General features: G+C 61.6%; 12 protein-coding genes. 1 reads left to right on the top strand and 11 read right to left on the bottom strand.

Annotated features, from left to right (window positions below):
• Positions 1-2 precede the first annotated feature (2 nt).
• The 4 genes from ACOKS3_RS10230 to ACOKS3_RS10215 form a co-directional block, all read right to left on the bottom strand.
• Positions 3-1,292, bottom strand: coding sequence for an MFS transporter (locus ACOKS3_RS10230; protein ID WP_046785903.1), 1,290 nt, complete (start codon positions 1,290-1,292; stop codon positions 3-5).
• A gap of 30 nt (positions 1,293-1,322) precedes the next feature.
• A complete protein-coding gene (locus ACOKS3_RS10225) occupies positions 1,323-2,111 on the bottom strand; it encodes an SDR family NAD(P)-dependent oxidoreductase (protein ID WP_054573042.1) in 789 nt (262 codons plus the stop codon).
• Between the two features lie 82 nt (positions 2,112-2,193).
• Positions 2,194-3,225, bottom strand: a complete 1,032-nt coding sequence (locus ACOKS3_RS10220) for a hypothetical protein (protein ID WP_041505808.1) — start codon at positions 3,223-3,225, stop codon at positions 2,194-2,196.
• Positions 3,226-3,282: 57 nt separating this feature from the next.
• On the bottom strand, positions 3,283-4,560 hold the full coding sequence (locus ACOKS3_RS10215) for a cytochrome P450 (RefSeq protein ID WP_169774697.1): 1,278 nt from the start codon (positions 4,558-4,560) through the stop codon (positions 3,283-3,285).
• 204 nt (positions 4,561-4,764) lie between these two features.
• Here ACOKS3_RS10215 and ACOKS3_RS10210 point away from each other — a divergent pair, with 204 nt between their 5' ends.
• Complete coding sequence (locus ACOKS3_RS10210; protein ID WP_075047015.1) at positions 4,765-5,430, top strand: TetR/AcrR family transcriptional regulator; 666 nt, start codon at positions 4,765-4,767, stop codon at positions 5,428-5,430.
• 47 nt (positions 5,431-5,477) lie between these two features.
• On the opposite strand, the gene ACOKS3_RS10205 is transcribed toward ACOKS3_RS10210, so the two are convergent.
• From ACOKS3_RS10205 to ACOKS3_RS10175, 7 genes are all read right to left on the bottom strand, one after another.
• Entirely contained in the window at positions 5,478-7,082 is a 1,605-nt protein-coding gene (locus ACOKS3_RS10205; protein ID WP_075045769.1) for a phytoene desaturase family protein, read from the bottom strand.
• Between the two features lie 58 nt (positions 7,083-7,140).
• Positions 7,141-7,962, bottom strand: a complete 822-nt coding sequence (locus ACOKS3_RS10200; RefSeq protein WP_046785900.1) for an SDR family NAD(P)-dependent oxidoreductase — start codon at positions 7,960-7,962, stop codon at positions 7,141-7,143.
• A gap of 28 nt (positions 7,963-7,990) precedes the next feature.
• Complete coding sequence (locus ACOKS3_RS10195; RefSeq protein ID WP_046785899.1) at positions 7,991-8,800, bottom strand: enoyl-CoA hydratase/isomerase family protein; 810 nt, start codon at positions 8,798-8,800, stop codon at positions 7,991-7,993.
• Positions 8,797-9,768, bottom strand: coding sequence for a VOC family protein (locus ACOKS3_RS10190; RefSeq protein ID WP_046785898.1), 972 nt, complete (start codon positions 9,766-9,768; stop codon positions 8,797-8,799). Before ACOKS3_RS10190 ends, ACOKS3_RS10195 begins: the two co-directional genes overlap by 4 nt.
• Before the next feature lie 44 nt (positions 9,769-9,812).
• Entirely contained in the window at positions 9,813-12,347 is a 2,535-nt protein-coding gene (locus tag ACOKS3_RS10185; protein WP_075045770.1) for an efflux RND transporter permease subunit, read from the bottom strand.
• Between the two features lie 35 nt (positions 12,348-12,382).
• Complete coding sequence (locus ACOKS3_RS10180; protein ID WP_463581481.1) at positions 12,383-13,522, bottom strand: WD40/YVTN/BNR-like repeat-containing protein; 1,140 nt, start codon at positions 13,520-13,522, stop codon at positions 12,383-12,385.
• 114 nt (positions 13,523-13,636) lie between these two features.
• The gene (locus ACOKS3_RS10175) at positions 13,637-15,001 is read right to left on the bottom strand and encodes a DUF1329 domain-containing protein (protein ID WP_046785895.1); all 1,365 of its coding nucleotides are present in this window, start codon (positions 14,999-15,001) and stop codon (positions 13,637-13,639) included.
• Between the last annotated feature and the right edge of the window lie 24 nt (positions 15,002-15,025).

Here is a 15,025-nt window from a genome sequence, read left to right as displayed (position 1 = left end):
CCCTAGGCAGTTTGTTGTTTGAGCTGACGCTGCAGCGCTTGAAATGCCGGTTCCATTCTCAGCCACAGCAGAATGATCGGGCCGATGATGGCGCAGAAGAAGCAGCTCACCAGTACTGCCGAATAGCTGCCGTACACATCGAACAGGTGGCCGAAAAGCATCGGCACCAGGCCGGACACGATGGTGATCAGGCACAGGTGCAGGCCAAAGATGCGCGCGTAGTCCTTCAGGCCGAAGTAGCGCGCCATCAGAAACGCCGCCAGGTCAAACTCGGCGCCGGCACTGGCACCGATGCACAGGGTCGCCAGCATCAACAGCGGTACGTGCTGCGAGCCGCCAAAAAAGAAGATTGCGCACCCCAGTGCCGGTAACGCAAGGCTCACCGCCGCCACCAGCGACGGCGAGTAGCGGTCCAGCAGGTACCCCACCAGCAGGCGCCCGCCAATGATCGAAATGCCGAACGTACTGAAGATCTGGCTGGCCTGCTGCGCGCTCAGGCCCTTGCTTTGCAGCATCGGCACAATGTTGGTGACCATGCCCACTGTCAATGACACTGATAGGATCAACGCGATATTGAAACCCCAGTACTTGCCCGAGCGCAGCGCCTGTCTGAAGCTCATGCCCGACAACGACGGTTGCGGCTGCGCCGTCAAAGGGTCGGCCGCGGCGACCTCGACCGGCATGCGCAACCACATCAACGCCAGCGGCAGCGTGAACAGCAGCGGCATCGCCCCCAGGGCAATGAAACCGGCCTGCCAGCCATAGGCACCTATCAGCCGGGACAATAACGGAGGCAGGATCATCGCCATCAGACCGGTGCCGCACAGGATCACCGCCAGGGCCAGCCCCCGGTTACGCTCGAACCACAGGTTGACCAGCTGCGTCCAGGTGATGGCGATGGTACCGGCACAGACGATCGGCATGCTGAAGAACGCCAGGTACAACCAGGCGATTGCCCCCTGGATCTGGGTGATGGCGAAGTAGCCGACGATCTGCAGCATGATCGAGACGATGGCGACCCGACGCAGGCCGTAGCGCCGATACAGCCAACCGACCATCTGGGTGGAGATGGCCACCCCGGCGAACAGAAAGGAAATCGAGGCCTGCAAGTCGCCCCGGCTCCAGCCGAAGGCCTGTTCCAGCGGAATCACCAGGGTGCCGAACGCATACAGCAAGGCGGCGGTGATGCTGGTGCAGATGCCGAACAGCCCCAACAGCACCACGCGCCAGCCGCGCCTGAATTCGGAAAAATCGTTGCCAGCGCGTTGGCGCTCACGTGTGTCTGTAGTCATGCACTTTCACTCCCGTAGCAGCGCGGCGCGTTACTGGCCCTTGAGGATTTCTTCGACCTTGGGCAACGCCACCATGGTGGCGCCCCCGTCCACCAGCAACGAGGTGCCAGTGATATACGACGCCTCGTTGGAGGTCAGGAACAGCACCGCATTGGCAATGTCGGCAGACTCGCCCAGACGCCCGACCGGAAAATGCGCCGCCAGCTTGTGGGGCAGCTCCTCGCCCAGGGTTTCGAGCATGTGATCAGTGCCAATAAGGCCGGGCTCGACCACGTTAACCAGAATGTTCATGGCGCCGAATTCCACCGCCAGCCCACGGGCGAAGGCATTCATGAAAGCTTTGCTGGAACCATAGGCGATCAGCCGCGGGGTGTATTTGCGGTTGGCTTCACCGGAGGAGATAAAGATCAGCCGGCCCTTGTCGGGGGCCTTGGACAGGTACGGCGCGCTGTCCTTGGCCAGCCAGAACAGCGACTGGATATTGCTGCGCACGATGTGATCGAACGCGTCGTCCGGCATCTCGGCGATCAACCCGTGACGGGTGTCGGCGGCACAGTGCACCACGATATCCAGGCCGCCGAACTGCGCCACGCCGCCCTCGACCATCGACCTGATGGCATCGCGGTCGGCAATGTCGCCGCCCACCAGGCATGCCTGGGCGCCCAGTGCGCGGATCTGCTCGACGGTGTCTTCACCGTAGCGCGCAGTACGTGCCGAGACCACCACCCGCGCCCCTTCGCGCGCGTAGGCCAGTGCAATCGCCCGACCCATGCCACGACCCGCACCGGTTACCAGTACTACTTTGTCGCGAAACTTCATCGCGGTTCCCCGTTGTTGTTATTGGTTGAGGGTTTTGCTTTATGCATACGCCTGCCCACCGAGGCAGGCGCACAGTGCAGCGTTACAGATCCTTGCCAGGCACATTACGCGCCGAACCGTTGCGCCGGTCAGATTCACCCCAGCCCAGCCAGTGCGACGGCTCACGGGTATCGCCTACCCGACGCCAGCGCCCTTCCTGCTGGGCAGTGATCGGGAAGCCGCCGACAAAATCGATCATCTCGCCCCGCTCGTCCGGCAGGAACTCCCATTCTTCCTTGCCTTCCAGCACGATCCGCGCCGACTTCAGGAAGTAGCTACCGTCCTTGTGCTCGGTCTGGCCTTCGATGTCGGTGGTCACCCGCACTTCGCCTTTTTCATTGTTGAAGAAGGCATAGCCGAGATGGTCGTGGCCGACCATGAACGAGCCGGTATCCCAGGTGCCGTCCTTGTACACGGTGACGAACGACCACCAGATCACGTGCTTGTTGTTGTTCACCACCAGGTCTTTCTTGAAATGGATGGCGCCGCCTTCAGCCATGTAGAACTGGTCCAGCGCCAGCGCACCTTTGACCGGCCGACCCTCGCATACGCCCGCCACATCCCACAACTGCGAAACATAGAACGTACCCCACTCCACGCCCGGCAAGTACCATTGCAAACCCGGCCCGAGCAGGCGACCCTCGATAGCGAACAGGCCCTCCTCCTTCCAGGTCAGGCGTTCGCTGCTGGCAGTGATTTCCCAGGCATTGCCCGGTTCCCCCGGTTGGCTGGCCCAGCGCGCGGTATCACCGTCGAGGCTGTGCACGGGCATGGGCGTTAGCGCCTGTTTGGCCATCTTCTCGTGGTCCATGCGCAGGTTGACCTTGTCGACATGGTTGTTCAGGTAAAAGAACTTGGTCGGGTTCGGCGTGCCGTTGGGGGCCATCAGCGAGCGAACGAAGGAATAGATGTTGCCTTGCTCATCGCGCACCGATCCGAAGGGTGAGCTCTTGCTCAGGTGCAGGCCGAAAAAACCGCGCTCGGCCGACATCGAGGCGCCGCTTACCTTGTGCGGGCCCACCAGTTGCTGGAAGCCGAAGTCGCCGCGCTCTGGAATGGTCTTGAACGTTCTCATAGTGCCCTCTGTTGTTTTTGTAAGGCCGTAAAGCTGAATGTGGTATCCGAGGTAGGCTCAGTCCCAGATCACTGGCAACCTGGATACGCCGCGCAGCTGCGCGCCGCTAATCATCGGCAGCGGTTGGCTGGGGTCCAGGCGCAGGTTGGGCAACAGGTCGAGGATGGCGTTGACCGCGCAACTGATCTCGACCTTGGCGACAAACTGGCCGATACACATGTGCGGACCGAAACCGAAGCCGAAGGAAGGCTTGGGCTTGCGGTCGATGTCGAACACGTCAGGGTTTTCGAAGGCGTCTTCGTCGCGGTTGGCCGACACCACCATGCACTGCACGAACGAACCCTTGGGGATTTTTACGCCATGGAATTCGACGTCCTTGGCCGTCTCGCGCACCTTGAAGGTGGCCACCGGCTCGAAGCGCGTGGTTTCGTCCATCAGCTTGGCAATCAGGCTGCGGTCGGCCTTGACCCGCTCCAGCAGGCCCGGCGTGGTCAGCAGCAGGGTCATGACCGAGCCGAACATGCGCGTGGTGGTTTCACCTGCCGCCGGCAGCAACGAGCGAGTAAAGGTGATGACCTCATGGTCGTTCAGCGTGCGCCCCTCGTATTCGGCGCGCAGTAGGCGGCCCACCACGTCGTCGCCCTGGCTGCCCGCCTGACGGCGTTGCACCACCACTTCGGCCAGCGCGTCGTATAGCCCTTTAACCGCGATCCCGGCCTGGCGGCGCGCCTCGACCATCTTGCTCGGGTCGATCTGGTTGCCCCCCACGATGGCCAGTGCCCAGGCCGCGTACTGCTTGTATTTGGACGGGTCGTCGGAGGGGAACCCCATCAGTGCGTACATGATGCGAATCGGCAGCTCCAGGCCGAACTTCATCAGGTCGGCCTTTTTCGCCGGCAGCATCGGATGGATATATTCCTCGCGGATCACCTGGTCGATCTGCGGACGCCACTTGTTGACCGTTTCGGGCATGAACGCCGGTTGCAACAAGGCGCGCACCTTGCGGTGCTCGTCACCGTCCATAGCCAGGATGATCAGTCCATCAAAAAACGCACCAAGGCCCTCAGCGATGAAACCGTTGGTGTAGGTGGCGCCGTCGCGCAGCACGCTCATCACGTCCTGGTACTTGAACAACGCGAAGGTCGGGCGCGTGCCCTGCTGAGTGCCCGCATTGGTCGGCACGCCGAACTGGGTGATGAAATCGCCTTCGTAGATGGGTGATTTCAATCGTTGCTCGCGGCACACCGCGTGAATGTCCAGATCGGTACCGCGGTACATTTCCGACACGGCGTTGTACGCCGTTGCCAGGTCCAGGGCTGCACTTTCGTTGCTCATCAGGATCTCCTGTGTTGTTTTTATTCTTGCCTGCGCACCGATATTTCTGCGCTTTACGTAGGATGTATCGCCTGCCAACCTATGGTATGCCCTTGTCTGTGAGGGGCGGCTCCGATTCGTTTGACTCGGGGTCAAACGAAGGCAGCCGGGTAAATGCTTCAAGGTGTGAACAACAAGGGCCAACACCGGCATGAGGAGTCCAGGGTGGTAGTCAAAGCAACAGACGGTGTCGAACAGGGCAAGCGCAGCACGATGAAACGGCTGCTCGCGGCTGCACGTGTGGAGTTCGCCAAGAAAGGCCTGGCTGGGGCACGGGTGGAAGAAATAGCTCGGGAGGCCGGCGTCACCAAACAGCTGGTCTACCACTACTACGGTTCCAAGGAAGGCCTGTTCGTAGCGGTACTGGACGAGTCGTCGAGCCACATCATGTCCGAGCTGGTGAACCTGGAGGTCGAGCAACTGCCACCGCCTGTGGCGCTGCGTGCCGTCCTCAATCACTTCTTCGACCAGTACCGGCTCGACCCCTTCCTCGGCAGCCTGGCGCTGGAGGGCATTCGCTATCACGACGCCCACGAAACACCTCGTAATCATTTCCAAGAAATGGCGCCGGCACTGATTGCCAAGCTCGACGCCATCCTGCGCAGGGGCGCCGCCAGCGGGGATTTTCGCGCCGACATCAACCCACGCCTGCTACTGGCCTGTGCCTCGCTGGTGACCACGGGCTGGTTCACCAACCGCTATTCGATGTCGACCCTCGCCGGCCTGGATACCGACTCTGCCGAAGGCATGATCACCTGGCGCCAGTACTCGGCCGACTTCGTCATTGCGAGCCTGTCTCTGGGCGCAGAAAAGAAAACCGGCAGCGTCTGACGGCTGCCGGTTTCGTCTGCCTGCGGCCCCTGTAGACGGGGCGCGTTTCAGCGCCGCGACTTGCTCAGGTAGCGGCTGACCCGCCTGGCCGCCAGCCGGCCTGCCATGCCATTGACCCCGCCCCCAGGATGGATGCCCGCACTGCCCAAGTACAACCCCGCCACCGGCAGCGTATCGCCACCCAGGCCGTGCGCCGGGCGCATGGTGCTGGAGCGCATCGAAGTGGTATCGATATGCACCACGCAACCGTTCACGGTATTCAGGCGCGCGGTGAAGTCCGGGGCAGCCTCGATGCGTCGGCCGATGATTTGCCCCTCGATACCGTCGACATAGGCGTACAACTGCTCGATCACCTGATCAGCCACTCGCTCACGCAGGGCATCCCACCCTTCATTCGGGTTGACCGGCATCACCGGTGGGTAGATGTACAGCACGTCCTGGCCCGCAGGCGCCTGTGACGGGTCGGCGGCGCTGGGTACGGCCATGGTGATGTAAGGCAAGGTCGGCACTTCGCCCCGCGCACAGGCGGCAAAGTTCTCCAGCACGGCCTCTTCGGTGCCGATCAGCAGACAGGTGTTGCGCAAGTCGACACCATCGCCGCGCACCGCCTCGAAGCGTGGCAGCGAAATCTGCCCGCGCAGGGCCACATCCACCTTCAACGGGCCCGAGCCCTTGGCGTTGGCCGGGGCCATGGCGATGCGGGTCAGCAGATGCTTGGGAAGCTGACCGGCAGTGACCATCTCCAGCGCCGGCCGGGGGTGGCAGCCGGCAATCACGGCGCGGGCAGAGAAGGTACGGCCATCGGCCAATTTCACGCCTTTGACCACGCCGTCACTGGCCACGATTTCACTGACGCTGGCCGACACCAGCACCTGGCCGCCCAACGCCTCCAGGCGGGCCCGCATGGCATTGCTCAACTGCTGCATGCCGCCCATCACCCGCCCCACACCGAAGCGGTGCAGGAACCCTAGCAGGGCGTAGTAGATGCCACCGCCGTCGGCTGTGATGTCGCCCGCAAGCCCGGTAAGCGCGCACATCGCCGAGCGGGTGATCGGATGCTCGAATCGTTCGCGCGCCGCCTGCAGAGCCGACCCAGTCATCAGCGCCATCAGTTCGGGCTTCAGGGCCCTATGCCTGATTGCTGTGGCGACCATCCGCAGCTTGACCCCCAGGTTGGCCTTGGCCGGATCGACCCGCATCATCGGCAGCGCGATCTCCAGGAACAGGTCGATGACCTTCATGAATTCAAGAAACGCGTCGGCGTCGCGGGTGCTGAAGCGGCGGATCTCGGCAGCGGTACGCTCGCGGTCACGCCAGAAGATCAGCGATTGGCCGTCCGGGTGCAGATACACATACCCCGGCGCCAGTTCCACAGATTTGAAGCCGTGTTGCTCCAGGCCAAGCTCCGCCGGCACGTGGGCGTGCACGCGCATCGACATCATGTCCAGCGCGCAGGGGTGAACCAAGTGCTGCGGCGCCTCAGGTATCAGGTAGCCCGAGGAGGCCATGCCACCCACCTTGTCCAGGGCTTCGAGCACCAGCACTTTCTTGCCCTCCATGCCCAGGTAGCAGCCAGCAGATAGGCCATTGGTGCCCCCGCCGACCACGATCACATCAAAATCAGGGTTTACTGCGGATTGCGTCTGGTTCATCACATGCTTCCAAGTCGAAGGTCAGCTGCGGCGACGCAGGTACGCGTCGCCGCGGGGGTCACATGCCAGTTCTGCCCATCTGCGCGAATAGCGAGCGCATGGCCACCAATGAAGGGGTGTGGGTACTGAACCCGCCATCGGCCACCAGTGTGCTGCCGGTAACGAAGGACGACTCGTCGCTCGCCAGGAACGCCACGACATCGGCGATCTGGCGCGGGGTGCCTAGTTCGGCGGTACAGTGGTTGTCGCGCAGGATGTCTAGCAACGCCGGCGGCATGGCGTGTTCGGAGGGCGCCAAACCGATCTGTACGGCATTGCCGCGAATGCCCTGCTTGCCGTACTGCGAGGCCACCATGCGCGGTAACATCATCAGGCCGGCCTTGGAGGTAGCGTATCCGGTCAGGGACATGTCACCCTGCATACCGAGCCCCGAGGTGGCGAAAATGATCGAGCCCTTGCCCAGTTCCAGCATGGCCGGGATCACGTGCTTGGTGCACAACACCGCGCCGCGCAGGTTAACGGCGATGGCGCGGTCCCAGGCCGCCATGTCGAGATTGACGAAATCGCGGTCTGCCTGGCGCTGCTCAGCATTGAGGATTGCCGCATTGTTGTGCAGTACGTCGATACGACCAAACCGCTGCCTGACCTGGGCAACCATCGCCTGGACGTCGGCCTCCGACGACACGTCGGTGCGAATCGCCAACGCCTGGTGCCCTTCGTCGAGCAACGATTGGGCAACCGTCGTGGCCCCGTCCAGGTTGATGTCGACCACGGCGATGCTCGCACCATGGGAGGCGAGCACGCGGGCGCATTCTGCCCCCAACCCGCCACCGGCGCCCGTGATGATGGCCACCCGTCCTGCCAGCTTGCCTGTACTCATGTGGATTTCCTTGTTGTAAGTGAGCCCGTCACTCGCCGGTGAAACGCGGCTCACGCCGTTCGCTAAAGGCCTGGGCAGCCTCGCGCGCGTCGTGGGTAGGTGCCAGCAGCGCGAACAAGTCGAGCTCCAGGTTCAGTCCGCTCTTGAGGTCCAACTCCAGCGCGGCACGGGCCGCCTGCTTGACGAAGGCCGATGCGGTGGGCGGCTTGGCGGCGATACGCCGGGCAAAGGTCGTGACCTCCTCCAGCAGGCCGTGGTTGTCGCTGGCCACCCGACTTACCAGCCCGATGCGCTGCGCTTGTGCTGCATTCATGCGATCACCAGAAAGCAGCATGTCCAGTGCCTGGCCCGGTGCGACCACACGCGACAGACGTTGCGTGCCGCCGCCACCGGGGATCAGCCCCAGGCCGGTTTCCGGCAGCGCAAACACCGCATTGGGCGCCGCGAAGCGAATGTCGCAGGCCAACGCCAGCTCCAGCCCGCCGCCCATGCAGTAGCCGTGGATGGCCGCGATCACCGGCTTGGCGATACCGTCCAGAGCTTCGATCCAGCGCACCTTTTCCATGCGCTGGCGAACCTGAAGGCTGGATTCAGGGCCACGGCGTTCCTTGATGTCGGCGCCGGCGCAGAAGCCGCGCTCGCCTTCACCACGAATCACGATCACGCGAATCTCGGGATCTTGCTGCAGCAGGGTCAGCGCCTGCGGTACCCCCTGACGAATCGCGTCATTGATGGCGTTGATCTGGTTGGGGCGAGTCAGTACCACCCAGCCGACCCGTGCGTCACACTCCACGCGCACCGCCTCGTTGATCACCTGCTCGCTCAGCGCTGTGCTCATGCAGGGCACTCCTCAAACTCGAACACCTGACCATTGAGCTCTTGCGGGTCGACCTTGATCAGCGCCCGGCCGTCCACCGCCTGCGATGACTCAACCCACTCAAAACGGGTGCCGCGGGCGCGCAGGTCCTCGGCCTTGGCGGCCAAGTCGTTGACGCCGATGCGGATGTAGTAAGGGCCCGGCCCCCAGTTGTTGAGGTAATGGCCGGCATCAGTGTTCCAATAAGTGGCCTCCAGTACATCGAGGGTGGCGCTGTTGGGCACGCTGAACCCCATGCGTGCACGGCGATATCCTTCACCGGCGATATGCTCTACCGGCCCGCTCGGTTCCCAGTCCAGGTTGGTGGAAATCTTGCGCAGAGTTTCATCCAGGTCTCGCACCAGGAACCCACGGGCGGTCACGCGCACCATGTCGCCGGGCTTGAGATCTCGCGGCTTGACCGGCGGCAGTTGGTAGGTTTCGGCCGGCATCTGCAATGGCTCGGTCGGCATGATCTCGATGCACAGGCCCCCATCCACGGACGGCTGGTAACAGGGCTTCTCGGGGGTCGCACCGAGCCATAGACGATCGAATGGCATTTCCGGGGTACGCTGCGCCATGCGAAAAGGCAGGCGACGGCGCATCAGCTTGTCCACCAGCGCATCGAACTTGTCACCATGCAGCGCCAGCACGATGGAGTGGGTCAGCATGGGCCGATGGCGGCCCTGGTAGTCCTTTAGACTCTCCAGGAACTCATGGAACAGCGGGTCGCCCGGATTGGGGCGATCCAGGTGCCACTGCGGCTCAATGCGCGTGGGAGACACTGCCAGAGACTTGTGCACCCGCAGAAAGTGCGCAATGTACGGGTGATTGTCGAACGCCTGGCGCCAGCGTTCATGCTTGTAGATACCGAGCTTGTCGACCAGTATTTCCGTCATGGCGTCCGGGTCCGGCACCATCATGTCGGCACTCATCAGTAATTCGAACATTTCTCTCTCCTCAAAGGGGTTGGCAAGGCCTATACCCGGCCTTTTCAGTCAGCGGGCACGCCGCGTACGGTGGGCGCGGGCAATGCATGGCGTTTGGCCACGCTTGCAGGCTTGTCGGGGCGCTGCTGCACGCGGGCCTCGTCAAGATCCAGGGTGGTCCCGGCCTTGGCGTTGCGTCTGGGGTTGAGCAGGTAATGTGACAGTGCCGGGATCAGGACCAGCGCCCCGAGCATGTTCCACAGGAACATGAAGGTCAGCAGGATGCCCATGTCGGCTTGGAACTTGATGGGTGACCAGGCCCAGGTAATCACCCCGGCCGCCATGGTCAGGCCGACCAGCGCGACCACGCGGCCGGTGAAGTCCAGCGAACGACGGTAGGCGACTGCCAGGCTGGCGCCGCGCTCTTGCACCGCCAGCTGTACGCTGAGTAGGTACAGCGCATAGTCCACGCCGACACCGACGCCCACCGCAATGACCGGCAACGTCGCGACCTTCAGGCCGATGCCCAACCACACCATCAGCGCCTTGCAGATGATCGTGGTCATCAGCAGAGGGATCAGCGCAACCACCGTCGCGCGCCAGCTGCGGAACGTCAGCAGGCACAGCAGCGCCGTTGCGCCGTACACCGCCAGGTACATGGTGATGATGCCCTTCTCGACCTCGATGTTGGTTGCGGCCTCGATGCCGGCATTGCCCGCTGCCAGCAGGAACTCCACTGGGTTATCGGCGTCCGCACTGGTGTTGTTTTCCTTGGCGAACGCTTCCGATACTTTCAGAACCCGGCTCAAGGTGTCTGCCTTGTGATCGGCCAGGTAGGCAATCATTGGGGTAACCGAACACTGCTGATTGGTGATTCCAGGGGCGGAAATCATTGCCGCATCCACCGCCGCGTTGGTAATGGCCTGGTCGCGACTGATACTGAGCCATTTCGGGCTGCCCTCGGCCATACCCGAACTGATCATGCGCACGGTTTCGGCCAGAGACTGGGTGGTCTGCACCCCCGGAGTCCGGTTAAGCTGCCAGGCCAACTTGTCCATGCGTTGCAAAGCCTGGTAAAGCCTGCAACTGTCTTCGTCGGTTTTCATGATGACCACGAACTGGTCACTGGAGAGCCCGTAATTCTGGGTAATGAAGGCATTGTCGCGGTTGTAGCGCGAGTCCGGGCGCAGCTCGGGAGCCCCTGGATCCAGGTCGCCCACCTTCAGGTGCATCATCACCATGCTGCCCAGCAGTGTCACCACCAGCGACAAAGCAATGATCGCGGTGGCCATCGGGCGCTCCGTAAAACGGTCCAGGCCACGCCAAACACGCCCCAAAATACCTTGTCCGGCCTCCCCCGCCTGGTCCTTGGCGATTGCGATGCGCGCGGCTTTGGCACTCACGCCCAGGTACGACAACGCCACCGGAATCAACAGCAACTTGGTGAAGATGAGTACCGCCACACCGATGCTCGTGGTCAGGGCCAGATCGCGGATCACTGGGATGTCGATGATGACCAGCACTGCAAAACCGACGATATTGGTCAACAGCGCGGTAAGCCCGGTCAGGAACAGGCGACGGAACGTGTAACGCGCCGCCACGTACTTGTGTGTACCGCGGCCGATGTCCTGGAGAATGCCGTTCATTTTCTGGGTGCCATGGGAGATGCCAATGGCGAAGATCAGGAACGGCACCAGAATCGAGTAAGGGTCCAGATCGTAACCCAGCAGTTGCATCAGCCCCAGCAGCCAGACCACGCCAGCCACCGCTACGCCTACCAGCAGCAGCGTACTGCGCAGGCAACGGGTGTAGAAGTACACGAACACCCCTGCAATCACTACCGAGGCACCAAAGAACAGCATGACCGAATACAGACCATCGATCAGGTCGCCCACCAGCTTGCTGAAGCCAACGATGTGGATGCCGATCTTGTCGCTCTCTAACGCGCGAATCTTCTCTTCGAGCTGTTTGGAGAACACGCCGTAGTCCAGCGGCTCGCCGGTTTGCGGGTTGGTATCGAGCAGCGGTGCCACTAGCATGCTCGACTTGCTGTCGTTGGCCACCAGATTGCCGATGATGCCGGCGCGTGTGATGTTACGACGCAAGGCCTGGATGGATTGTTCGCTGCCGTCGTAGTCCGATGGCATCACCGCCCCGCCATCGATGCCCTCCTCCGTGACCTCCTTCCAGCGTACGATGGGCATCCACAACGACTTCATCCATGAGCGGTCTACGCCAGGAATCAGGTACAACATGTCGTTGACCTTCTGCAGGGCCAGCAGATAGTCGGCGTCGTAGATATCGCCCGTCTTGTTCTCGACCACCACACGAACGCTGTTCCCCAGGCCCGGCAACTGGTTCTTGTAAGCCAGGTAGTTCTTGATGTACGGGCTGGAGCTTGGAATCATCTTTTCAAAGCTGGCGTTCACCTGCAGCTGTGCAGCGAAGAAGCCCAGCACCACGGTGGCGAGCAGGCAGGCAACGATGACCAACATGCGGTTACGGAAGATCACCCGCTCAAACCAGCCGCCGGAGCTTTTATCGAAGTCCTCCAGGTGGGTGATCACTGGCATCCCGCTGTTGAATTTTTGCTCGACCATGTTTTCTTTCTCGTTAGGGAATCGTGCCGACGGCGTCAGTTAGCCCGGGCGATATCGATGACCTTGGCACCGGCAAAGCGTGCCACCACTAGCCGCCCGGCCTGCTTCGTGTCGCTTGCTGCATACACCTCGCCCACGCGCGTTTGTACCAGCGGAGTGACCTTGAGACTGTGGAGATCCAGACTGACCAGTTGCCCGCCCTGGCTCACCATCACTAGCGCCGGTCCTTGCTCCACAATGCTGACCAGGCTGGTGTCGATCCCGGTTTCTATCTGCTGCCACTGCTGGCCATCATCAACACTTGCGAACAAATTGCCGCGCAGCCCGTAGGCCAGCAGCAGGTTTTCAAAGGCGGCGATGCCAAAATAGGTGCCGGTGTAGGGCGTCTCGATTTTTTCAAAGCGCTGTTGGCCAGGCTCAAGGCGCAGCAATACACCCTGTTCTCCGCTGATGTAGAACGTGCCATTGCGCTCCGCCAGTCCATACAAATGCATTCTGCGTGGGTTGTCTGCGCGCTCGAGCCAGGGTTGCCAGGTGCTGCCGGCATCCTCACTTCGAAGGATCATGCCAAAGGCACCTACGACGAAGCCGCGACCGCTGGCGTCGAATAACACGTCCAGCAAGGGCGCCGGTATCACAGCGGGTGTCGCGGACGTAGCCACCGCGCGGTTTACCTCCTGGACCAGATCGCCGGCTTCCTGGTCGCCCTGTTCGGCCCGCCGGCCATAGACACTGCCAAGCAGGCTGAACAACTTGCGCCCATCCATCTGCACGACCCATGTGGCGCCGCCGTCACTGCTGTGCAACACCACTGAGTCGTGGCCGACAATCCAGCCGTTTCGCGCATCGCTGAAGCGCACTTGAACGAAGTCACTGGACACCGGACTGGGGACTTGCTCCCAGCTGGTGCCATTGTCGTGGGAGCGTTGAATCAGGCCGTGCAGGCCGACACCGACCAGCACGTCGCCGGCGCGGGCCACGCTGATCAACGGTGCGGTCAGCGGCTGTGCGAGTGTCGGCGCCTGCATTTCAAGCGGATCAATGGTGGGCGTGCCAGCCTGGGTTGTCCCCATCATGGCCAGCCACAAAGGAATCAGAGCCGCACTCAACAAGTGCACACTCAAAGAATTAGGTCTTGCTAGGCCTTGGCTAATCATTGTTTTTATCCTCACCATGCCAGAGTCGCCCTGCTACCCGACAACAAGCGCCACTCATTGCCGGGCTCAGGAACAACGTTTTCAACTGCGAACCACTTTGCACGCGCGCAGCTCACAACCAGCCCGGAGGGCTTAGCGCTGGGTCTCCCGAGCGACAATTGCCTCGGGGTTCATGTCCCGTTCGGTTCGTGGTGTATCGACGAACTTGTAGCCGCCCTTCAACCCGTCGTTGAGCAGCGCCCACATGCCTTTGTTGAAGTCATACACGACGTTTTTCACGTTGTACGGCAAGTTTTTGTCGTACAACTGCACACCACTGAGGAAGATCGCGCGATACAAGGCACCGCTTTGGTCCCAGGCGTCGTACAGCCCAATCCCAAAGGTGTCCTCGTCTAGGTAATAAGTTCGCTTGCTGTAGACGTGTCGCTTGCCCGGCTTGAGCGTGGCCTCGACAACCCATACACGGTGCAACTCCCAACGCTCGCACGCCGGATTGGCATGGTGCTTAAGGAATTGCTCGTCCTGGTTGCACTCGAAGTAGAACTTGTAGGCGTTGTAAGGAATGAACATCTCCTTTCGGCCCACCAGCTTGTAATCGAAACGGTCCTGACTGCCCGAGAACATTTGCAGCTCATCGAACAGCGTAACCCCGCCTTGGCTAGCGACTGGCGTATCGAAAGCAAACTCCGGCGCCAGCTTCACCCGCCGCTGGCCAGGCGAATAACTGAAGGCTCGACGCGCTTTGGCCGCAGGGTCCAGATAATCGTTGAGTACGGTGACTTCACCCGAACGGCGTGCCGGATAGTTGTTCAGTGAATACACACGGGCATACATCATTGGATCGCGGTCGGCCTGCGTAGGCTGATAGTAGGGCTGCTCTTCGAACGTGGCTTGCTCGGCAGCCTTGGTCCGCTGACCATTCGCATCCATCACCCAGCTATTAGAGGAGCTGGTGGTGGAGTACCCGGGGCCGATCTTGTATCGCAGTTGCTGGTTCCAGATAACCTCGTTGCCAGTCTTCGGAATCGGGAATGGCAACCCTCCACGGCAGGCCGGGTCGACTGCCAGCCCGTCTCTCTGTGTGTTACAAGTGGTGGCGTTGCGTACCGTGGCATCCAACACCTCCTTTGGATATGCCGTGGTGCGGTGGCTCGGATAGATATCGAAGTAGTACTCCGGGTATTTCTTGAGGATTTCCTTTTGTCCTTCACTGAGCTTGTCAGCGTATTGGGCCATATTCTGCGAAGTGATGCGGAACAAGGGTTTCTCATTGCGGAATGGATCGGCCCAGAACCCGCTGTCTGGTTTGAAATCTGGCGGTGCAGTACGCAACCCGCCATCGTAGGCAGGGATCGTGCCCTCTGCATTTCCCTCTTTGATCGCACCGAAAAGGGTCAGGGTTTTACCTAGCTGCGCCGCTTCCTCCGGGCTGACCGCGGCCACGCTGCAGGTAGCGATGCCGAACAGCGCCAGGGACAAGGCCAATTGTCTTTTCATTCGGGCAGTCTCCGTTTTTATTGG

Source organism: Pseudomonas sp. HS6-2 (genome assembly GCF_049325675.2).
Lineage (GTDB): Bacteria > Pseudomonadota > Gammaproteobacteria > Pseudomonadales > Pseudomonadaceae > Aquipseudomonas > Aquipseudomonas putida_N.
The sequence above is the reverse complement of the archived record's forward strand: the minus strand, read 5'-3'. Positions and strand labels throughout refer to the sequence as shown.